Annotated in this window: 21 protein-coding genes and 3 pseudogenes; 3 read left to right on the top strand and 21 right to left on the bottom strand. The window is 60.9% G+C overall.

Features of this window, described 5'->3' with window-relative positions:
- A pseudogene (locus IGW03_RS39370) lies at positions 1-171 on the top strand (IS701 family transposase); the annotation flags it as partial.
- Between the two features lie 84 nt (positions 172-255).
- On the opposite strand, the gene bioB reads toward IGW03_RS39370, so the two are convergent.
- Complete coding sequence (bioB, locus tag IGW03_RS34215) at positions 256-1287, bottom strand: biotin synthase BioB (RefSeq protein ID WP_151638116.1); 1032 nt, start codon at positions 1285-1287, stop codon at positions 256-258.
- 229 nt (positions 1288-1516) lie between these two features.
- On the opposite strand from bioB, the gene IGW03_RS34210 reads away from it, so the two are divergent.
- Entirely contained in the window at positions 1517-2758 is a 1242-nt protein-coding gene (locus IGW03_RS34210; RefSeq protein WP_225984823.1) for a branched-chain amino acid ABC transporter substrate-binding protein, read from the top strand.
- Positions 2759-3035: 277 nt separating this feature from the next.
- Here IGW03_RS34210 and IGW03_RS34205 read toward each other — a convergent pair whose 3' ends face one another.
- On the bottom strand, positions 3036-3179 hold the full coding sequence (locus IGW03_RS34205) for a hypothetical protein (RefSeq protein WP_194726876.1): 144 nt from the start codon (positions 3177-3179) through the stop codon (positions 3036-3038).
- Between IGW03_RS34205 and IGW03_RS39365 the strand changes: the two are divergent.
- Positions 3144-3326: pseudogene (locus IGW03_RS39365) on the top strand (IS701 family transposase); the annotation flags it as partial. The gene IGW03_RS34205 and the pseudogene IGW03_RS39365 overlap by 36 nt on opposite strands.
- 40 nt (positions 3327-3366) lie before the next feature.
- On the opposite strand, the gene IGW03_RS34200 reads toward IGW03_RS39365, so the two are convergent.
- From IGW03_RS34200 to IGW03_RS38980, 19 genes and pseudogenes are all read right to left on the bottom strand, one after another.
- The gene (locus IGW03_RS34200) at positions 3367-4359 is read right to left on the bottom strand and encodes an NADPH:quinone oxidoreductase family protein (RefSeq protein WP_151638118.1); all 993 of its coding nucleotides are present in this window, start codon (positions 4357-4359) and stop codon (positions 3367-3369) included.
- A complete protein-coding gene (locus IGW03_RS34195) occupies positions 4356-5579 on the bottom strand; it encodes an acyl-CoA dehydrogenase family protein (protein ID WP_151638119.1) in 1224 nt (407 codons plus the stop codon). Before IGW03_RS34195 ends, IGW03_RS34200 begins: the two co-directional genes overlap by 4 nt.
- A gap of 14 nt (positions 5580-5593) precedes the next feature.
- Positions 5594-6373, bottom strand: a complete 780-nt coding sequence (locus IGW03_RS34190) for an SDR family oxidoreductase (protein WP_151638120.1) — start codon at positions 6371-6373, stop codon at positions 5594-5596.
- Between the two features lie 49 nt (positions 6374-6422).
- On the bottom strand, positions 6423-6761 hold the full coding sequence (locus IGW03_RS34185; RefSeq protein WP_194726875.1) for an AMP-binding enzyme: 339 nt from the start codon (positions 6759-6761) through the stop codon (positions 6423-6425).
- 27 nt (positions 6762-6788) lie between these two features.
- A complete protein-coding gene (locus tag IGW03_RS34180; RefSeq protein WP_194726874.1) occupies positions 6789-8102 on the bottom strand; it encodes an AMP-binding protein in 1314 nt (437 codons plus the stop codon).
- Positions 8102-8491 carry a DUF6285 domain-containing protein gene (locus IGW03_RS34175; protein WP_151638122.1) on the bottom strand — a complete coding sequence of 130 codons (390 nt, stop codon included), beginning with the start codon at positions 8489-8491 and terminating at the stop codon, positions 8102-8104. Before IGW03_RS34175 ends, IGW03_RS34180 begins: the two co-directional genes overlap by 1 nt.
- Complete coding sequence (locus IGW03_RS34170) at positions 8491-9558, bottom strand: phosphotransferase family protein (protein ID WP_225984824.1); 1068 nt, start codon at positions 9556-9558, stop codon at positions 8491-8493. Before IGW03_RS34170 ends, IGW03_RS34175 begins: the two co-directional genes overlap by 1 nt.
- The gene (locus tag IGW03_RS34165; RefSeq protein WP_151638123.1) at positions 9483-10340 is read right to left on the bottom strand and encodes an HTD2 family dehydratase; all 858 of its coding nucleotides are present in this window, start codon (positions 10338-10340) and stop codon (positions 9483-9485) included. The genes IGW03_RS34170 and IGW03_RS34165 overlap by 76 nt, the downstream gene beginning before the upstream one ends.
- A complete protein-coding gene (locus IGW03_RS34160; RefSeq protein WP_151638124.1) occupies positions 10337-11155 on the bottom strand; it encodes an SDR family NAD(P)-dependent oxidoreductase in 819 nt (272 codons plus the stop codon). The genes IGW03_RS34165 and IGW03_RS34160 overlap by 4 nt, the downstream gene beginning before the upstream one ends.
- Positions 11156-11157: 2 nt before the next feature.
- Positions 11158-11925: a glucose 1-dehydrogenase gene (locus IGW03_RS34155; RefSeq protein ID WP_151638125.1), complete on the bottom strand. Its 768-nt coding sequence runs from the start codon at positions 11923-11925 to the stop codon at positions 11158-11160.
- Positions 11903-13234, bottom strand: coding sequence for a hypothetical protein (locus IGW03_RS34150; RefSeq protein ID WP_194726873.1), 1332 nt, complete (start codon positions 13232-13234; stop codon positions 11903-11905). The genes IGW03_RS34155 and IGW03_RS34150 overlap by 23 nt, the downstream gene beginning before the upstream one ends.
- Before the next feature lie 74 nt (positions 13235-13308).
- Positions 13309-14466 (bottom strand): C4-dicarboxylate TRAP transporter substrate-binding protein, encoded by a 1158-nt coding sequence (locus IGW03_RS34145; RefSeq protein ID WP_151638127.1) that lies wholly within the window; start codon positions 14464-14466, stop codon positions 13309-13311.
- Between the two features lie 92 nt (positions 14467-14558).
- Positions 14559-15728, bottom strand: a complete 1170-nt coding sequence (locus IGW03_RS34140; RefSeq protein WP_151638128.1) for a C4-dicarboxylate TRAP transporter substrate-binding protein — start codon at positions 15726-15728, stop codon at positions 14559-14561.
- Positions 15729-15761: 33 nt separating this feature from the next.
- Positions 15762-17072 (bottom strand): TRAP transporter large permease, encoded by a 1311-nt coding sequence (locus IGW03_RS34135; protein ID WP_151638129.1) that lies wholly within the window; start codon positions 17070-17072, stop codon positions 15762-15764.
- Between the two features lie 16 nt (positions 17073-17088).
- A complete protein-coding gene (locus IGW03_RS34130; RefSeq protein WP_225984825.1) occupies positions 17089-17631 on the bottom strand; it encodes a TRAP transporter small permease in 543 nt (180 codons plus the stop codon).
- A 174-nt stretch (positions 17632-17805) separates the two neighbouring features.
- A complete protein-coding gene (locus IGW03_RS34125; protein WP_151638130.1) occupies positions 17806-19368 on the bottom strand; it encodes an acyl-CoA synthetase in 1563 nt (520 codons plus the stop codon).
- 119 nt (positions 19369-19487) lie between these two features.
- The gene (locus tag IGW03_RS34120; RefSeq protein ID WP_194726872.1) at positions 19488-20111 is read right to left on the bottom strand and encodes an AMP-binding protein; all 624 of its coding nucleotides are present in this window, start codon (positions 20109-20111) and stop codon (positions 19488-19490) included.
- A 31-nt stretch (positions 20112-20142) separates the two neighbouring features.
- Positions 20143-20658: a transposase gene (locus tag IGW03_RS38985; RefSeq protein ID WP_318841069.1), complete on the bottom strand. Its 516-nt coding sequence runs from the start codon at positions 20656-20658 to the stop codon at positions 20143-20145.
- Positions 20659-20781: 123 nt separating this feature from the next.
- Positions 20782-20853: pseudogene (locus IGW03_RS38980) on the bottom strand (hypothetical protein); the annotation flags it as partial.
- Positions 20854-20996: the final 143 nt, after the last annotated feature.

The following is a 20996-nucleotide window of genomic DNA, read 5'->3' as shown; positions in this document are numbered from 1 at the left end:
AGGCACACATCCAGCGCAATCATATCGTCTGCGCCATGCTCGTCTGGCTCCGCTTGACCGACCTCGCACGCCAAACCCAACAAACCGTCTACCGCATCAAGCACGGACTGCTCGACAACTACCCCCCGTCAGCAGCTCAAAAATCCTTCCGTCAAGATGCGCTTTGCGTAAGTCCTAATAAAGACAAAGGGGTTCCCCACCCTGCGCCTCCTCCCACTCCCGCAACGACAGCCCTTACCCTTGCGAGAGTCCTTCTTATCCGTTCATCCCGTGCCGTTCGTCTATGTGGGTGTGCTTGATCTTCATGCCGAGCTTGTTCAGCAAGGCCATGTCCGCATCCGCATCAGGATTGCCGGTAGTCAGCAGTTTGTCGCCATAAAAAATCGAATTGGCGCCGGCCTGGAAGCACATTGCCTGCACCGCCTCGCCCATCTCGCGGCGGCCGGCCGACAAACGAACACGCGCCTTTGGCATGGTGATGCGCGCGACCGCAATGGTGCGCACGAATTCCAGCGGATCGAGCGGGTCGAGGCCATGCAACGGCGTGCCCACGACCTGCACCAGATGGTTGATCGGCACCGACTCCGGATACGGATCGAGATTGGCGACCTGCGCGATTAGGCCTGCGCGCTGCTTGCGCGATTCGCCCATGCCGACGATGCCGCCGCAACACACCTTGATGCCGGCATTGCGCACCTTGTCCAGCGTGTCGAGACGGTTTTCGTAATTGCGGGTCGTGATAATGTCGTTATAGAACTCGGGGGCGGTGTCGAGGTTGTGGTTGTAATAGTCGAGGCCGGCAGCGGCCAGGCGCTCTGCCTGCCCGTCTTCAAGCATGCCGAGCGTGGCGCAGGCCTCAAGACCGAGTTCCTTGACGCCGCGCACCATGGCTTCCACGTGATCCAAGTCGCGGTCCTTGGGACTGCGCCAGGCAGCGCCCATGCAAAAGCGCGTTGCGCCGTGGGCTTTCGCCGCGCGCGCCGCTTCCAGCACCGTTTCCAGCTCAAGCAATTTCTTGGCGGTGACGCCGGTGTCGTAGCGGGCTGCCTGCGGGCAGTAGCCGCAGTCTTCCGGGCAGCCTCCGGTCTTGATCGACAGCAGCGTGGCCAGCTCGACTTCCTGCGGATCGAAGTTGGCGCGATGGACCTGCTGCGCCCGAAACATCAGTTCGCTGAACGGCAGGTTGAACAGTTCCAGCACTTTTTCTTCCGGCCAGGTTTTTTCGACCTCAATCCGGGCCGCGGCGGGAGTACGAAGTTCATGGAAAGAAATGGCTTGCGATGACATTGTTGTCCTTTCGTATTTTGGTCTGCGCATGTGCAACGTACGGGCTGATGCGTGCGAGAGAATTCTGTCAAACATGGTGCAAGACGTCTTGCGCCAACATGCTGGTAGCATAGACTGCCGAAAGGCCAGCCAGTTAACGCAAGAATTCATTGGTCGGCCACGCTAGTTTTCTGAACTAGATGGAAAACACTTACTCAATACAACACGCCGTCAGGCGAAGGAGACAACTGTGCAAATCCCATTTCCATATCTCGTTCCCGTCAAGCTCGCAGCCCTCACCCTGGTCGCATCATCCGCAATAGCGGACACCGTGAAGATTGCCGTCATCGATCCGCTTTCCGGGCCGTTCGCCGCGCTCGGTGAGAACCAGCTGAAAAGCTGGCAAATCATGGGAGAGATCGCCAACAAGGAAAAATGGGCAGGCGAGCATACGCTGGAATTCGTCGCTTTCGACAACAAGGCTAGCCCGCAGGAGAGCCTGAACCAGCTCAAGCGCGCGATTGACGGCGGGTTCCGCTATATCGCGCAGGCCAACGGCTCGGGCGCGGGACTGGCACTGATCGATGCCATTAACAAGTACAACGAGCGCCATCCCGGCAAGGAAGTCATTTATATCAATCATGGCGCGGTGGACCCGGAACTTACCAACGGAAAATGCAGCTTCTGGCACTTCAGCTTCGATTCGAACTCCGATATGAAGATGCAGGCCCTGGTCGAACATATGTCTCAGGATAAGAACATTAAAAAGGTCTACATCATCGGCCAGGACTACGCATTCGGCCGGTCGGTGAGCAAGTCCGCGAAAGAGTACCTAAAAGGAAAACGGCCGGATGTGGAGATTGTCGGCGACGATCTTCATCCGATTGGGCAGGTGAAGGACTTTGCACCCTATGTCAGCAAGATTAAAGCATCAGGTGCGGATACTGTCATTACCGGCAACTGGGGAGCCGACCTTGCCCTGTTGATCAAGGCATCTAAGGATGCCGGCGTCGACGCCAACTTCTATACCTATTACGCAGTCCTCAAGGGCGCGCCCACTGCAATGGGTAGCGCCGGGGCGGGAAAGGTCAGGTACGTTGGTGTATGGAACGTCAACAACGAATCCTACACAGGCAAGGATATTGTCGATATATTTAAGGCGAAGTACAACGATGACTACACCTGGATGCAAACCCATTCGGCAGTGACCATGCTGAGCAAGGCGATACGTGAAGCAAAAACCACCGACCCGGTCAAGGTAGCGCTGAAGATGGAAGGCATGACCGTCAAGAGCCTGAACGGTGATGTCACCATGCGCGCCGCCGACCACCAGTTGCAGCAGCCACTGTATATCGCCGTGTGGTCGAAGGCGGGTGAGAAGGAAGTCAGGTTCGATCAGGAAGGAACCGGATTCGGATGGAAGACGGAAAAGAAAATTCCACCCGAGATCGCTACACAGCCGACGGTTTGTAAGATGAAGCGCCCGTCTTAGAACCACCCCTTTCAAGGTCTTACTTAACGAGTCGATTTTTGAGAACCCGTGCGGTGGCGACATGACGCCGTGCGACCGCACCTGAGACATAGCCCTTCTTTGCCGATGGTTTCGGGCGGCGCGGACGCTTTCGCAGTGCCTTGGGATTGGCATGCAGTGCTATTTGCAGCAATATCTCCGGCAGCTGGGCCGCAGTCATGCGGTCGTAAGGCTCCCATGCTGCTGGTATAAAAGCCATCACCATGCCAGCATAGCGCGCACGGATTTCATCAGCGAATCAGTAAGGCGACAGTTCTATATCATCGTATTGCAGCTTGTGCGCAGCCCACACCGCCGATTGCAATACCGCCAGCACGTTGTACGCCATCACCGCCACGCCGGAGGCAACCAGTGCCGCAAGGCGTGCATCCAGCGCAACCATATCGCCTGCGCCATGCTCGTCTGGCCCCGCTTGACCGACCTCGCACGCCAAACCCAACAAACCGTCTACCGCATCAAGCACGGACTGCTCAACAACTACCTCCGTCAGCAGCTCAAAAAACCTTCCGTCAAGATGCGCTTTGCGTAAGTTCTAAAGGTTTGTTCCAATAAGAGGAGGAAAAGACATGTCATTCATCCTGTGCCGAACCCGGCAGCAGCACGATCTTGCCGGTCACCTTGCGGGCGGCGACTTCAACCAGCGCCTGGGCTGCCTGTTCCAGGGGGTAGCGCTTCGAGATGTAGGGGCGCACCTTCCCCTGCCGAAACCATTCGACCAGTTCCCGTGTCAGCGCCGCCGCGCGTTCCGGTTCACTGCGCAGGAAGCCGCCCCACCACACGCCGACAATGGAACAGCCCTTGAGCAATGTGAGATTGAGCGCGATCTTGGGAATTTCGCCTGCAGTAAAGCCGATAACCAGAAAGTGGCCGTTCCAGGCCATGCTGCGCAGCGCCGCTTCGCTGTAGCTGCCCCCCACGGGGTCGTAGACGATATCCACCCCGCGCCCGCCGGTGAGCTCCTTCAGGCGCTGGCGAAGGTCTTCCCGGCTGTAGTTGATGACCTCGTCGGCACCGTGCTCGCGGCACAGGGCGAGCTTCTCGTCGCTGGATGCTGCAGCGATGACCCGCGCGCCGAGCAGCTTGCCCAGTTCGACTGCGGAAAGGCCAGTGCCGCCGGCGGCACCAAGCACCAGCAGGGTTTCGCCGGGTCGCAGCGCCGCGCGCTCCTGCAATGCGTAATGGGTCGTTCCGTAGGCGATCAGGAATGCCGCCGCGTCCGGGAAATCGATGCCGTCGGGAAGTGCGAAGGTATCCTCCTCCCGTGCCAGCGTCTGCTCGGCATAGCCGCCATAGCCAGGCACGGCGATTACCCGGTCGCCCGGCCGGAAGGCGCGCACGCCCACGCCCACTGCCTGCACCAGGCCGGCCACCTCGGCACCGGGAGAAAACGGCAGATCCGGCTTGAGCTGGTATCTGTTCTCGATGATCAAGGTATCCGGGAAGTTGACGCCAGTTGCGCGTACCGAGATCAGGACCTGCCCCGGTCCCGGCCGCAAGGGTGCGACGTCCTCCAGCACCAGCGCCTCGGGCGGACCATATTGCTTGCACAGTACCGCCTTCATGGTTGTGCTCCGGCTGCGGCGGCATACTGCTTGACCAGCTGCTTCGCCACCGCCGCCAGGTGCACCTGATCCGGGCCGTCGCCGATGCGGATGAAGCGTGCGTACACATAGGCCTTGGGAAGGAAAGTGTCCTGCGACACGCCCATGCCGCCATGGACCTGGATGGCGCGGTCGATCACGCGCGCGGCCATGCTGGGCACGACGATCTTGGCGGCGGCGATCAGATCCTTGGCCGCCTTGTTGCCGTCGCGGTCCATCTTGTCTGCTGCCTTGAGCGTCAGCAAGCGTGCCTGCTCCAGCTCACACCAGGAGTGCGCGATGTCTTCGCGCACCGATCCCTGCTCGGACAGCCGGCGTCCAAAAGCCACGCGTGACTCGGCGCGGGCGCACATGCTTTCGAGCGCGCGCTGCGCAACGCCAATCAGGCGCATGCAGTGATGGATGCGGCCCGGCCCCAGCCGACCCTGGGCTATCTCAAAACCGCGCCCTTCGCCCAGGAGGATATTGGACGCGGGCACCCGGACATTGTCATACACGATCTCCGGATGGCCGAGTGGCGCATCGTCATAGCCGAACGCCGTGATGTCGCGCACGATCTTCACGCCCGGCGTGTCCTTCGGTACCAGGATCATCGACTGCTGCTTGTGCACGTCGGGATGGTCGGGATCGGTCTTGCCCATGACGATCAGCACCTTGCAGCGCTTGTTGAGGGCGCCCGAGGTGAACCATTTGCGGCCGTTGATCACATACTCGTCGCCGTCGCGCCGTATCTCGCAGCGTATGTTGGTCGCGTCGCTCGACGCCACTTCCGGCTCGGTCATCGAGAACGCCGAGCGGATCTGGCCATTGAGCAGCGGCTCCAGCCAGGTCTTTTTCTGCTCGTCGTTGCCAAACAGTGTCAGTATCTCCATGTTGCCGGTGTCCGGCGCCGAGCAGTTGAACACTTCGGACGCCCACTCGACCCGACCCATGATTTCGGCCAAGGGGGCGTACTCCAGGTTGCTGAGGCCTGCGCCGTGATCGCCCGGCAGGAACAGGTTCCACAGCCCCGCCTCGCGTGCCTTGACCTTCAGTTCCTCCATCAGCGCAACGGTGTCGTAGCGGTCGCCGGAGAACACCTGGTCGTAATAGGCCTGCTCGGCCGGGTAGATATGCTGCTCCATGAATGCGCCAAGCTTGTCCTGCAGGCTGCGCACCTTGCTGCTGTGCTGAAAATCCATGTTGTTTTCCTCGTTCAGGACTTCGTCGATGGCGGTTGCTGCTGGTAGCGCCGCATGCCCTTGAGCCAGCGGTCATAATCCGCGCCCTTGCGTCGCATGTATTCAAGCACTTCAGGATGCGTGAGAATCAGGAAGCGTTCCGCATCGATGCCCTGGACAATGGCTTCGGCAGCGTCCGCCGGCTCGACCGCGGCGGCAAGCAGCGCGGGCTGGTCAACCTCGCTCACGCTGCCGAGCAGCATGTTGGTGCGCACGCCCATCGGGCAGAAGCAGCTGACCTTGATGCCGCGATCGCCGTAGGTGATCGACAGCCATTCCGCAAACGCCACCGCACCGTGTTTCGTGACCGCATAGGAAGCATCCGAGATTGACAGCAAGCCCGCTGCCGAGGCGGTCTGCAACAGATAGCCCTCGCCGCGCTCCAGCATGTGCGGAACCACCGCCCGCGCCGCATACACATGCGCCATCAGGTTGACCGACCATGCCTTTTCCCAGTCTGCATCGGAGGATTCCAGTCCATTGCCAATCGATACTCCGGCATTGGAGCAGAAAAGGTCGATGTGCCCGTGGGTCGCCACCGTGCTCGCGACCAGTTCCGCAAGTTCCTGCTCCCTTGCCACGTTGACCGCCATCCCCATGCCGCCGATTTCCGAAGCAACTTTGCTGGCGGCCGTGCCGTCAAGATCGGCCACCACTACCGCCCGCGCACCCTCGGCTGCGAAGCGGCGCGCCATCGCGGCGCCGATCCCGTTTCCGCCGCCGGTGACGACGACGACCTTGTCTCTGATCTTCATGTTTTGTCCTTTTCTCCAAATCGTGTGTTTGGCGGCGGTCGCCGCCTTCTCAGCCGGCGGCCGGTGCCGGGTCGGTACGCGCCGCTTCGGCCGCGAACATTTCGCGCAGCCTGAACTTCTGTACCTTGCCCGAAGGTGTGAGCGGAAACTGCTCGACCACGCGCAGGTACTTGGGGATCTTGTAACGGGCGATGCGGTCATGCAGGCGCTCGCGCATCTGTTCGGCGTTCAGCGACGCTCCCGGCTTTAGGCGCACGTAAGCGCACACTTCCTCGCCGTACCGTGAGTCGGGCACGCCGACCACGTTGGCATCGGTGATCTCTTCCAGCGTCAGCAGGACTTCCTCGATCTCACGCGGCGAGATGTTTTCCCCGCCACGGATGATCATGTCCTTGGCGCGGCCGCTGATCCACAGTTAGCCGAGCTCGTCCATGCGCCCCAAATCGCCGGTACGCAGCCAGCCGTCCGCCGACAACGCGTCGCGCGTGGCTTGCGCATTGCCGAAGTATCCCTTCATCACCAGCCAGCCGCGGGTACGCACCTCGCCTACCTCGCCCAATGGAACCCTGTTTCCGCCGGCATCGACCAGATCCACCTCGGCGGCGGGAAGCGGCTGACCGCAACTGCCCATCTGCAGCTCCTCCGGGTCATGCGGCGCGCTTTGGGTGATGATTGGAGACGCTTCGGTCAGGCCGTAGGTGATCGAGCAGCGCGCGCCGTAGCGCACGTGCCAATGGCGCAGCAGTTCCACCGGTACGGTGGAACCACCGGTAATCACACGTTCCAGGCTGGCCAGATCGAGGCCCTCGCGGTCGGCAGCTTCTTCCAGTGCAATCAGCATCGTCGGCACGGCGCTCAGTACGTTGACGCGTTCGCGCGCGATGGTGCGCGCCACCCGGTCCGGCTCGAAAGTGACGATGGGGTATTGGGTGGTCCCGGACGCCAGCGCGCCCAGGGTAGCAATGACACAGCCGCCGCAATGGAACAATGGCATCGGGTTGACCCAGCGGCTGCCTTCGCTCAGCGCCGCACGCTGCGCGAACAGGCGGCCGTCGTTGACCACGCCGCGATGGCTCAGCTCCGCACCTTTTGGAAAACCGGTGGTGCCCGAGGTGAACTGTATCTGTACGGTGTCACCTGCTGCGACGCCCTTGCGGCGCTGCTCGAGGGCGTCTTCGCTTACTGTTGCGCCGCCGGCCAGCCAGTCGGCCCAGGCGATTCCCTTGTCGTCGGGTGCCTTGCCAATCGCCACGCGCAGACGCAGCGAGGGCGCTTCACGTGCCGCCTCGTGAAACATCTCCCATAGCGACGCGCCGCGATTCTCCGGCAAGGCGAAACACGCGTTGACGCTTGCGGTGCGCAGGATGTAGGCAACCTCGGCGCTGCGCAGCAGGGGATTGATCGGTACCAGTACCGCGCCGCAGTAAGCCGCACCGAATTCCAGCAACAGCCATTCGGGCAGGTTGGTGGCCCATAGCGCCACCCGATCGCCGGGGCCAATACCCGACGCCATCAGGGCGCGGGCAACGACGCGGCTGCGCTCGCGCAGTTCGGCAAACGACCAACGCAGCGAGAGACCGCGATCCTCATACGCGACATAGGCGAGGCCATCCTTGTCCGGCCACTTACGCGCCGCCTCGTCGAGCAGGTCGCCAACCGTCATCTCTTTTACCAGGGCCGCCTCATCGGGTGCCGGTATCCAATGCGAAATACCGTTCTCCACAGGCATTACTGTCCTCCTTCGGGTTTATGCTGCTGCAACCGCCGGTACGTCAAGTACCCCGGCTGGTCCACCGCGAGTTTCGCCAGGCCGGTGCGCAGCAGATGGGGCATCAGGCCCGGGGAGTGCGCATTGACTTCGCCGCGCGCGATGCGCTCGCACAGTTCGCGGTTGAGTGCATCGAGTCCGCCTTCGCTACCCAGCAGGTCCTGCAGCCTGGCACGCTGCTGCGCGTCCGCATCCGGGCCCAGTTCAATTTCTCGTCTGACGATCTCAAGCAGACTGACGGCGACCCGCGCATGGAATGCCGTCAGTCCATCAAGTCGAGGCAGCGCATCGTCGCGCAGGAAGTCGGCAACGGCCTGGATCAGTTCTGGCGCTGAGGGTTGTTCAGACATCACTGTTCTCCATCCTGGATCAGGCACAAGAGATCGATTTCCGCCTCCGAGGCGCGGCGTCCGACCGCCGCACGCTCGACCGTACGGACGTCGCCGCTCTGGTAGGAGACCGCCATCGATTCGCAGATGACGCCCCACTTCAGCGTCCCCAGTACTTCCCAGAAACGCACCCGCGCCTGGTCGACCTTGCCGCCCGCAGCTTCGTAGCCAGCGAACAGCTCCTCGCGGGTGCCGAAACCGCCTACCGGCAACTCGCTTCCGTAGCGCCAGGAATTGACGCACATCCAGCCCAGGTCCTCCATCGGATCGCCAAAGTGGGCGATTTCCCAGTCGAGGACACCGCACAGCCCGTTTTCATCGATCATGATGTTGCCGTTGCGGAAGTCGCCGTGGACCAGCGTGCGGCGCACCGCGCTTTCCGGCACGCGTTGCTGCAGCCACTGCAAGGCAAGTTCGAACACCGGCCGTGGCGTGCCCACGGTGTCGTGACGCTTTCTGTAGTAGGCCACCTCCTCGCGTGCGCCGCTCGCCCGCAGCGGCGGCAGTCGCAAAGGATCAAGCGCATGGATTCGACCCAGCGCCTGTCCGCATTGCCAGGCAAGGCGGCTCCGGGCCTGCGCGTAGCGGTCATCGCGCAGGATGCGCCGCGAGTTGGCCTCGCCCGCGATGCGCGACATCACATAGCCTTCTCCCAGCCCATCCTCGGGTGCCAGCACGCCTGCCACGCGCGGCACCGGCACGCCCGATTGGACGACCTGTTCGAGCAGGCAGGCTTCTGTTGCCAGGCCGATTGCTTCTGCCGGCGGCGCAGAGCCCGGCGGTGCACGGCGCAGGATCAGGGGAACGCGGCCACCGCCGGTGACTGCATCGAACGACCAGGTTTCCTGGCTGGCCCCGCCCGGCAACGCGCGCAGGTCGGCGATGCCGTCGGCCTCCGGTATCAGCCGGCCGATCAGGGCGCGAAGACGCGGCGCGAGGATGTCGTCCTGCCTCACCGCATGTTCCCAGCGGCCTGACTGCTGAAGACGGCTTCCATTGCCATGCCGCCTGCGCCGGCTTCGGTCCACAACGTCAGGCTGTCGCCTTCCTCGCGTCCGGCGTGGACGATGACAGGGGCGCCGAGAAACAGTGGCGCGCGCGCCCGGCAAACGGCATGAGCGAGAGGGCGCTCCGGATGCCAGGCGCGGTAGCTTTCCGCCAGCAGCGTCGCCTGCAAGGGGCCGTGCACGATGAGCCCGGGATAGCCGCCGATCTCGCGCGCGTAGTCGCGGTCATAGTGAATGCGATGGGAATTAAAAGTCAGCGCCGAGTAACGGAACAACACCGCCTCGTTGACCGGCCAGACTGCCCTTCCTGCAGACACAGGCGCATCGGGAACGGCAGCGGTGCCGTCGCTCGCGCCGAGAAAGACCGCGCGCGAACGCTCGATCACCGCCGGCTGCCGGTCCTGCTCGTAGCAGTGTTCCCAGGTAACGAATACCATGGGTCCGCGCCGGCCTGATTTATAGCGCATCTCGGCGATGGTGGAACGCTTGCTCGTTTCCACGCCGATGCGCAACGGCCGTAGAAATTCGAACTCGGCCCCCGCCCACATTAGCTGCTCCAGCGGCACCGGGGGCATCAGCGCGCCGGTGCGCGGGGCACCGTCCTCACCAAGTTGGTCCGATGGCGTGTCATCGTGAAAGTACAGCCAGTGCCAGAGCGGCGGCAGAATATCGCGAGGATGCAGCGCCACAGGCAGGCTGAGCGTGGCCGCAAGGGACCTGGCCGGGACCGGACTAAGCACTTCGACGACTGTCTTGCTGCGACCGACCCACGACTGCAGGGCCTGAAGTTCTTGCTCGGTCATGCCTGGCCTCCCGTCTTTCCGGTGGCGATGGCAAGCCTGCGTTCGACCTCGCGGCTGCTGCCCAGCACGGTCGGACACAGGCGCGAGCCGCCGTCTACGTCTATCTCGGCGCCGTTCACATAAGCTGCCTCTTCGCCACACAGGAACGCCACGACGGCCGCGATTTCATCGACGGTGCCGGGGCGGCGCGCCGGCGTCATGCTCATGGTGTAATCGACGATGGCACGCGGCAGCCGGGCCACCGCGGGAGTAGCGATCAATCCGGGCAGGACGGCGTTGCAGGTGATGCCGCTGGCGGCGTATTCGAGAGTCACGTTGCGCGTAAGTCCCAGCAGGCCGGACTTGGACGCCGAATAGCCTGCCTGCCGATACAGGCCGCCGCGCGCGGCAGCGGAGGAAATGTTGACGATTCGGCCCCAGCCACGTGCAGTCATCCCGGGCAGCACTGCCCGGATCAGATTGAACGGTCCGGTGAGATTCACCCCGATTTCGCCCGCCCACTGCGCATCCTCCATGCGGTCCAGCGGCGCGATGGTGGCGGTCAGCCCCGCATTATTGATCAGGCAGTCGATCACGCCGAAGCGGGCCTCGGCAGCCGCGACGGCTTCGCGAACCTGGGCAAAGTTGGCCACGTCCGCGCGCAGCGTCAGCGTCTGCACACCAGTACCGGCAAGGGTACTGGCCGTCTCGTCGACCGTATCGCTGACATCCATCAGCACAAGCTGCGCGCCTTCTGCGGCCAGCCGCCGTGAAATCGCGCTGCCAATACCGCCGCCGGCTCCCGTCACCAGAGCGACTTTTCCCTGGAACCGCATGGCTACATCAGGCCGACGGTCATGCCACCGTCGACCACAAGGTTGTTGCCGGTGACATAGGCACCGGCGTCCGAGCACAGATAAGTCACGGCATAGCCGATCTCCTCCACCTTGCCGAGCCGCCCAAGCGCAGTCTTGTCGAGTATCTTGCTGCGCGTCTGCTCGTCGAAGGCGTCAGCAAGCTTGGTTGGGAACACGCCGGGAAGTATGGTATTGGCCCGGATGTTGTCGCGCCCGTATTCCAGCGCGAACGAGCGGCTCATGCCGATCAGTGCGGTCTTCAGAGTCGAATACAGGCTGAGCATGCGGTCAGGATGAAGCGCCGCCACCGAGGCGATGTTGACCATGCTACCGCCGCCGTGGGTCTTCATCAGCTTGGCAGCCTCGGCCGACATGAACCAGTAGCCACGCAGCGACACTTCCACCGTCTTGTCGAACAGGCCGACGTCCGTATCTTCGATCGTGCGCCAGGGGCTCAGCACCGCGTTATTCACCAGGATGTCGAGCCTGCCGTAGCGGTCGCGGATATGACTGTACATGGCGCCGATATCTTCCATGCGGCCGATGTGGCAAGCCTTGCCCTCAGCTTTTAGCCCCTGCTCGCGGAAGCTTGCCGCCACCTGTTCGCACTGGTCCTGTTTTCGGCTGCTGATGATGACCTGCGCGCCCTGTTCGGCCAGCACGCGGGCGGTACCTTCGCCGATGCCCATCGTCGAGCCGGTCACCAGCGCGACCTTTCCGGTCAGGTCAAAGGGATTTTTTTTCTGCATCGTGGATACCTTGTGATGGTGGATTCGCGACCGCGTCGCTCATGCCGACCTGTGCGCGCAGGTCGGGGTCGCAAGCGCGCTGCGCGGCCTTCTTGTATGAGAACTGCCGGCAGGCCTGGCCGGGCTGCATCTGCGCGTGCCCGTCGATCAGGAAAAACAGCGGGCCCCCTTTGAGCTGGGCCCGGTTCGACGCGGCGCAGTGCGTGCAATAGGTAGGGGCGTTGTGCCGGTTGAAATTAATGTTGTGCGGCGACGCCATCTTTGCCGCCAACGGTTCGCCGTAATGGAACATGTCGCGCCACATTTCACCGCGCAGCAGGCGCCCGCCGCTGCCGCACGGGTCAAGCCTGAAGACGAAGCGGTCGTCTTCTTCATGGATGGTGAAGTCGGCACAGTGGTAGTTCCAGGTGCGCGCGATCTCCTTCACCAGTTCCGCGTCGCCCATCGCCTCGTAACGCGGAAAACCCGCGACGAACGCCGGCTCGTAGGTCTGGGCCAGCAGTTCATCAAGATAGTCCGGGCCGCCGAGCTCAAGCGCAACGTTATAAAAATATTCCAGGCAAACAACGCCGAAGTCGTGCCACGGCTTCCAGTCCTTGCGCTGCCCGCGCAACAGGTGCTCGACATCGGTGTTGCCCGAATCCAGAGCATGTTCGACACGCTGCACCTGTGTCCTGGCCAGGTCTGCCAGTTCATCCGCCGAGAACAGCGGCTCCTTGTCCTGCTTGCGAATGCGCATCCGGCAGTGCCCGTCGTCACCCTTTTCAGTGGTCCACACTGGCGCGTCCAGCTCCTCGTTCAACGCATGCTGGCATGACTTGCACAGCTGGCAAAATCCGGAAACACCGTCGCTCCAGCCGGCATACCAGGCAGGATGCTTTGTGGTGGCGCCCTGCCGCTCTAGCCTGCCTCCGCTGCCGCAGGGAGAGAGGTTGACCACCAACTCTTCAGCCGTTTCTGTCATGTCGAGCCTGGCCCCTGACTGATGCTTGTACACCGCGATGAGATCGGCGATGGCGGCCTTCTCTTCACCTGCGCGGAACTGACGCACCCAGGTGCTCATCAGGCGGGCGCCGATGCGGCGCAGGGCGTCGCGGGTTTTTTCCTCGCCAAAGTCCTGCCGCAGCTTGCCGACCTTGCGCGCCAGGGTATGCGCGGACAGCGCGTCCAGACCTGCTTGACCCTGTTCCATTTGACCAAGCAGTTCCCGCACCCTGACTAAATCGCCTGCCGCCAGCGCCTCGATCGCGTGTTCCTCGAACGGCCGCGCGATCTCGGCCAGTTGTGCATCAGTGAATTGCCTTGCCATGGACGGCTCCTGCAACAGGTGAAAGGGCGACTGCGGCACTAAACCCAAGCCGCCCGCAGGTCGGCGCGGCCGCGCTACTGCCCGTGCCGGGCGACATCGACCTTGGAGTAAATCTCTTTCCAGTACAGGTCGCCGAGCTGCTCCATGCTGGTGACCGGCTGCACCAGCTTGACCCATTTGCTCAGGATGGGCCGGAAGGTGGCGAGCATTTCTTCACCGCGCTTGACGCCATGCTTTTCGGCGAAATACTTCGAGATCGTACTCATGTCCTGCTCGATGAATGCCTGCGTTTTCTTTACCAGGGCCGGGTCGGCGTCATGCATGCGCACACCCTTCTTCCTGGCTTCCTCGATCAGTTCGTTTTCCTTCTGCTGGTAAATCCAAGGCGTGTATGCGCCGCCTTCGGCCGAGGCGCGCAGAAACGCCTTGCGGTCGTCCACGCTCAGGCTCTGCCATGCCTTGGTATTCATGTTGAAGCCGGCAGTCGTGAAGATGCCGCCAGGAACGGCCATGGTGATGTCCTTGATGGCTTCCATCAAACCGAAATTGTGGATCTCAGGCGTGGAAAGGATAATGCAATCGACCACGCCCTGGCTCAGGGCCTCGCGCATTTCATTGGCACTCATGGTAATAGGCGTTGCGCCCACTGCCGTTGCCCAGCGCGACCAGTTGGCGGCGCCTGCGCGCAGCCGCTTGCCCTTAAGGTCAGCTTCGCTCTTGACCGGCTTGGTGCAGATCAAACCATAGGACGAACCGCCGATATGGCCGGTGTAGACCGAGTTCTGTTTGGCGAACTCCTGATGGCATTCGGGGCAGTTGAAGAAGATGAATTCGCTAATCGCGCCGACGAAGGCGGAAGCCTCCTTGCCGCGCACCTCATCCCCCATCAGGCGCAGCATCATTGACGCTTCGCTGACGAGGTTGGTGTGTGGATACTCTGCAGGAAAATAAGGCGTAAGCAGAAAGCCGATGTCGGCGATTCCATCACGCACCCCGGCCGACGTTTCAGCCATGTTCAGCAGGGTCATTGGATATACGCGCACCGAATGCCTGCCGTTCGTGTACTGCTTGACGCGCTTGGCATACTCCTGGCCCATCTTTTCGTTGTATGAGCCAGGTGGCTGGCCGATCGCATACTTGAAGTCCTTCGCTGCAGCGGTGCCCGCCAGGAAGCCGGTTGCGCACAACATCACTGTGACGGCAAGCCGGGCAATGCCTTGCATGGTTTTCATCCGTGTCTCCTCGTGTTGAACTGCGTGATCTTGTCCTGTGGATCGATGACGATAATGCGGGCGGACGTAGCAAAGGCCGCCCGCTTCGCGTGTCAGGGAGCTGTCTGCATGCCGTGCTTGGTGACGTCGACCTTGGAATAGATTTCATCCCAGTACAACTGACCCAGCTGATCCTGGCTCGTGACCGGCTGCACCAGCTTCACCCATTTCTGCAGAATCGGACGGAAGGTCGTGATCATCTGTTCACCACGTTTGACGCCGTGCTTGTCCGCGAAATACTTGGAGATGGTGCCCATGTCTTGCTCGATGAAAGCCTGCGTTTTCTTTACAAGCGCCGGGTCGGCATCATGCAGGCGCACCCCTTTCTTCTTTGCCTCGGCAAGAATCTCGCCCTCTTTCTGCTGATAGATCCATGGGGTATAAGCGCCGCCCTCGGCGGCTGCCCGCAGGAAGGCCTTGCGGTCATCGACGCTCAGGCTGCGCCATGCGTTAGTATTCATGTTGAAGCCGGCGGTGCTGAAAATTCCACCAGGAACTGCCATCGTGATATCGGTGACAGCCTCCATCAGGCCGAAGTTGTGGATCTCAGGCGTGGAAAGGATAATGCAATCGACCACGCCCTGGCTCAGCGCCTCGCGCATTTCGTTCGCGCTCATGGTGATTGGCGAGGCGCCCACCGCCGTCGACCAGCGAGACCAGTTCGCTGCACCCGAGCGCAGACGTTTGCCTTTCAGGTCCGCCTCATTCTTGACTGGCTTGTTGCAGATCAGACCGTAGGATGAGCCGCCCACATGGCCGGTATAGACCGAATTTTGCTTGGCGAACTCTTGGTGACATTCAACACAATTAAAGAAGGTAAACTCGGTCAGCGCGCCGACGAACGCCGAAGCTTCCTTGCCACGTACCTCGTCTCCCATCAGCCGCAGCATCATTGAGGCTTCGTTGACCAGGTTCGCATGGGGATACTCGGCAGGAAAATAAGGTGTGAGCAAAAATCCGATGTCCGCAATGCCATCGCGCAGGCCGGCCGAGGTTTCAGCCATGTTCAATAATGTCATTGGAAAAACCCGGACGGTATGCCGACCCTGAGTGTAGGCCTTGACCCGTTTGGCGTAGTCCTCTGCCATGACCACGTTATAAGACCCTGGCGGGAAGCCAATCGCGTATTTGAATTGCTTCGCTGAGGCAGTGCTTCCGAAGGCTGCAGCACCACACAGCAGGACCGAAAGAATGTATTTGGTAACTCGCCTTGCAAACGTCATTGTTGTCTCCTCAGGGTATACGTATAGGAGTGTTCAGCGCGCCATCACTTGCGGCAGCCACATGATGATCTGTGGATAGATCATCATGAACGCGAGTACGATGAAATCCATGACCAGGAACCAGGTGATGCCGCGAAACAGTCGTGCCGTCGTAATCAGGTTACCAACCACGCCCTTGATGACGAACACGTTCATGCCGATCGGCGGCGTGATCATGCCAATCTCAAGCAGCTTGGTAAGTACCACGCCGAACCAGATCAGGCTCAGATCAGCGGCACCGATGATGGGCAGCACGATAGGCAAGGTCAGCAACATTGCGCCAATCGGCTCGAGGAACATGCCGAGCAGCACATAGACCAATACGATTGAAAACAGGATGGCCGCAGTGCTGGCGTTGGTGTCGATGACCAGGGAGGACAAGTACTCTCCCGCTCCCGACAGCGCGAGGAAGCGCACCAGCAGGCTGGCGCCGACTGCAATGATCAGCAGCGCACCGGTGGTCAGTAGCGTCTCGACCACCGCGTCACGAAATACCTGCCAGGTAAGCGACCCCTTGATCAGCGCGACAACGCAGGCCATGAATGCGCCTACGGCACCTGCCTCGGTCGGCGTGAAGATGCCGCTGAACAGGCCGCCGAAGATGCCTGCCATGATCAAGATGACGGGCCAGGTTTCTTTCAGCGCCGCGATTTTTTCGCCAGTCGAAGACTTTTCTTCCACGCTTGGCGCCAATGCGGGATTGAGCTTAACCCGGATCAGGATGATGACGATGTAACTGAGGGCGGTGAGCAGGCCGGCGCTGACGCCACCGAGAAAAAGATTCGTTACCGGCACCTGGGCCACGATCCCGTACAGGATCATGATGATCGACGGCGGAATAAGCGCACCGATAGTGCCTGCCGCAGCAACCGTGCCGGTGGCAAGCTCCGCGTCGTAGCGCGCGCGGATCATCTCGGGCACAGCAATGCGGCCCATTGCCGCCGAACAGGCAACCGACGAGCCGCACACCGCCGCAAAGCCAGATGCGCCGAACACCGCCGCGATGGCAAGTCCTCCCGGCACGCCGGACAGCCACATGCGCGCGGCGCGGAACAGGCCGTACGTCAGCTTTGCGTGGTAGCAGACGAATCCCATCAGCAAAAACATCGGTACCGAACTAAGAACCCAGTTCGATGCGAACTGGTAAGGAATGACGCCAAGTGCGCCCCATGCCACGCTCCAGCCCATCAGTGCCCATAGCCCGACAAAGGAAACCGCAATCAGCGAAATCCCGATCGGCACCCGTATGGCAATCAGGGCAACCAATGCGCCAAGCCCAAATAATCCGACTTGCACTTCTGTCATGTCTGTCTCCTGTCCGTCAGTCAGCTGCCACTTCGGCAGGAGTGGCGCGTTGCGTATCGAGTCCTGATTCGTGCGCGAAAAGGTAGGCAAAGAACTTATGGGCGAGGATCAGGAAGATCAGGCCGAAGCCAATGGGCAGGATGAAATAAGTTGGCCACAGGACGATGCTGGCTTCTCCCTGCACGATGGAGGCGCCGATCTGTTTCTTGGACATGGCTTCGCCCCAGGTCCGCACGGTCAGCATTCCGAAAATCACTGCTGAAAGCAGATAAGACCACCCGGTCAGGTGGTTCTGGATCCAGGCGGGCATGCGCTCGGTCACCACCTCGACCGAAATGTGCGCCCCCTTCTGCTCTGCGAAAGCCAGCGGCACAAAAGCCGCGATCACCATGTAGTAGTAGGAGACGATGGCGATCGTGCCGGGCAGCGGCAGGTCGAACAAGTAGCGAAGCACGACATCCAATGTGATATGAATCATCATTAACGCAATGCCCAGCGCGCCAATCACTGTTGCAAGGTCCGTTATCCTGGACAGGAGCCTGCCGATCTTCTGCATCATGCGCTCCCCGTTTTAGCTCTTGGTACGGCTGCGTGATGGATCGCCGGCTCTGCCGCAGCGATCCGCTGTGTGGAAGTTTTCATTAGTCTTTCTCCTGTCTCCGTTTAGGTTTCAGCGTCTGATACTTCCTTATCTGCTTGCCGATAGCGATAACCGCCGCTAGCCTCAGATGTCCTAAGCAGGTTGCGCAGGCCCGGGTTCTTTCTGACGACTCATCTGATCGCGCAGCTGGTACTTCAACACCTTGCCGGTGGGATTGCGCGGCAGCGCGCTAACAAGACGGAGCACCCGCGGCACCTTGTAGCGCGCCAGCCTGCCACTGGAAAATGCCTGCAGTTCTTCCAGTTCAAGCTTCGCGCCCGGCTTTAACGCCACCACTGCGACCACGGTCTCGCCCCACTTTTCGTCCGGCTGCCCGATGACTGCAACTTCGGCTATAGCCGGATGCTCGTACAGCACGCTCTCGACTTCGGCCGGATAGACGTTTTCGCCACCGGTAATTACCATGTCCTTGACCCGATCGCAGATGGTGTAAAAGCCGTCCTCGTCCATATAGCCAATGTCGCCAGTGCGGAACCAGCCTTCATCGTCGATCGCGTCGCGGGTGGCTTCGGGGCGATTCCAGTAGCCGAGCGTCACATTCATGCCGCGTACGCATACCTCGCCCCTGACATGCGGTTCGGTAATGGGTTTGCCCGCGGCGTCGATCAGACGGATGCGTGTGAGAATCGGCGGCTTGCCAACTGATCCCATCTTTTCCCAGCACCATTCCGGCGTGAGGAAGCTGGCCATGGCCGCAGTCTCGGTCAGGCCGTATCCCTGGTTGACCGCGATGCCGCGCTCGTTGAATAGCCGCAGCAGGGTTTCCGGGCAGGGCGCCCCTCCAACCGTGAAGGAACGCACCGACGACATGTCGGCCTCGTTGAAGTCCGGATGCTGGCTGATGAACAGCAGCATCGCCGGCACCGCAAACATCAGGTTGACCTTGTACCGAGCCACATCTGCGATGACTCTGGCCGGGTCGAAGGTTGGGTGCAGAATGACATGGACACCCTTAAGCACGCACGTCAAGGTCAAGACGTTCAGACCGCCGACATGGAACAGTGGCGCACAGGTGAGCAGTACGTCACTGCTCATGATGTCGAGGGAGAGCAGTTCATTGACGTTGTTCCACCAGATGTTTCCGCAGGTCATCATCGACCCCTTCGGACGGCCAGTTGTACCGGAGGTGTACATAAGGATGGCAACGTCATCATCGGCCAGCTCGACCGCTTCGCGTAAGGGCTCTACCTCTTTTATGGCGAGTCTGATGTCCGGCCAGGCTGAGGCTTCGCTGCCGAACCCGTAAAAACACTCGCATTTAAGCGTTTGGCGCACCGGATCGATGACTGCTTGGTGGTCGGGCCCAACGACGAGGGTATGCACGCCAGCGTCATTAATGATGAATTCAAGTTCGGCACTGGTAAGCCTGAAGTTAAGCGGCACAAAGATCGCGCCGAGGCGGGATGTCGCAAACAGGGTTACCAGGAACAGCGGATGGTTAAATGCCAGGAATCCGACCCGATCGCCGCGGCCGACGCCACCCTGGCGCAGTACTGCAGCCAGCCGGTCGATCTCATCAACGAATTCGCCATAGGTCCACGTCCGCTCCTGAAAGGTCAGGGCCTTGCGTTGCGGAGCGCGGTCCGCCCTCTCAGTGATCCATTGGCCAAGCGCTATGGCGGGTCTCACTTGCATGCTCGTCTCCAGTGTGGTGCAGCATCGCGGGTTATGGTGCCGCTTATGTGTTGATGTCGTGAAAAGACAGGTTACCGACGCTTACGCGCGATTGTCTTGCGTAAACGTGCTAAGTGCGTCTAACAAACTGACTTTTTAAGGATGCGCCAGTAGCCCTTCATGTTGTGCAGGGCGCGCACCCAGATCTCGCCGACTTCGCCTTCCTTCGCGTCTTGCAGCGTGCCAAGGTCAACGATGCGCAGGTCGACGCCGCGAATCCGCTTACCCGCCGAGCGCAACAGATACGCGCGTGGACCACCCGCATCATGGTCCTCGGGAGACAGCGTGGTCAGCGTGCCGGCCGGCGAGCCGCCGTACGCCATGAGCTTGAGCGAGGAAAAATATGCGTGCTCGACGCCGGGTACCTGCAACATGAAAAGCATCATGGCTGGTACCAGGAAGGTATGGCTGACCCGGTGCTCGGCGATGGCGGCGATGATCCGGGCCGGGTCGAAACCGGGCAGCAGCACGTTGCGTCCGCCTTCGATCAGCGGCATGAAGGCGCTGTTGATCCCGGCATTATGGAAAACCGGCAGGGCATTGAAAAATACCGAACGCTCGCCATCAAACCCGGTATTCTCGGCATACAGCTCATTCATCAGGCTCAGGTTTGCGTGGGTCAGCTCGATACCCTTGGGCAGACCTGTCGTCCCCGACGAAAACAATTGCAGGGCAGTGTTGTCACTGCCGGATGGATACTGCATCTTCCGCACTTTTTGTGATGGCAACTCCAAATTACTCCCCATGCAATACCCGAATACGTAACAGGGCAAGGCTCGCTCTTCCATACATCTGCCGTTTGATCATCTTGAGGCGGTTGATATGTCCTTCAGTCATGCCGTTGCTATAGCTGCTCGTGAGCGCCGCATTCACAGCGGCGTAGTCCTGTTTCAAGCCCTCAGCAAAGCGACGCGGTTCCCAGATGCCGCTTTCGCAAGCTTGCCTGATCCAGCTGTCGAGCTGCGCAGGTACTTCCTTTCTTACGATGGCAATAAACTGTTGAGCCAGGCGGCGTGAATCGCTGACATGCGGATTCAGTTTGCAGAGCAGATCAATGAACTGCCGCCGGCTCTCCACCTCGACATCGCTGCGATATTCCAGGCCAAGCAACCAGGCGCACACGCTTCTTGACGACGGGATGATGATATTTCGGCCCCGCGCCGTTTCAGGCATAGTTCGACGCCATTCCTGCAGCCGTTGTCGAAGGATGCTTGGGCCGCCACGGTAACCTTTATCGACGATCTCGCGCATCCGCACCAACGCGTTGTGACAGCCTTCACTCCTGCGACGCAGCAAATAAGGTTTGAAGGCGGCCAACTTGCTGGCCCTGGGAGGTCGGCAGGCACGCTCAGGAAAGGCATCGGCCCTTAACCAGTTGCGCACCGTACGACGATCCAACTTCATGGTGCGCGAGATTGCCGAGATCGTCATGCCATTGCGCCGAAGTTGAACAACTTGTTAGTACTACAGTTGTATGTCATGCCGCCCTCGCTCGGCGCAGGCAGTGATAGAAATGGGCGACGGCCTGATGATGTCGTCGCCATAGCGACCAGTGAATCACTGTCCTCACATCAGGCAGATACCGCCAT

The organism is Noviherbaspirillum malthae (assembly GCF_015352985.1).
Taxonomy (GTDB): domain Bacteria; phylum Pseudomonadota; class Gammaproteobacteria; order Burkholderiales; family Burkholderiaceae_D; genus Noviherbaspirillum; species Noviherbaspirillum malthae.
This window is presented reverse-complemented; position numbering and strand designations above follow the sequence as displayed.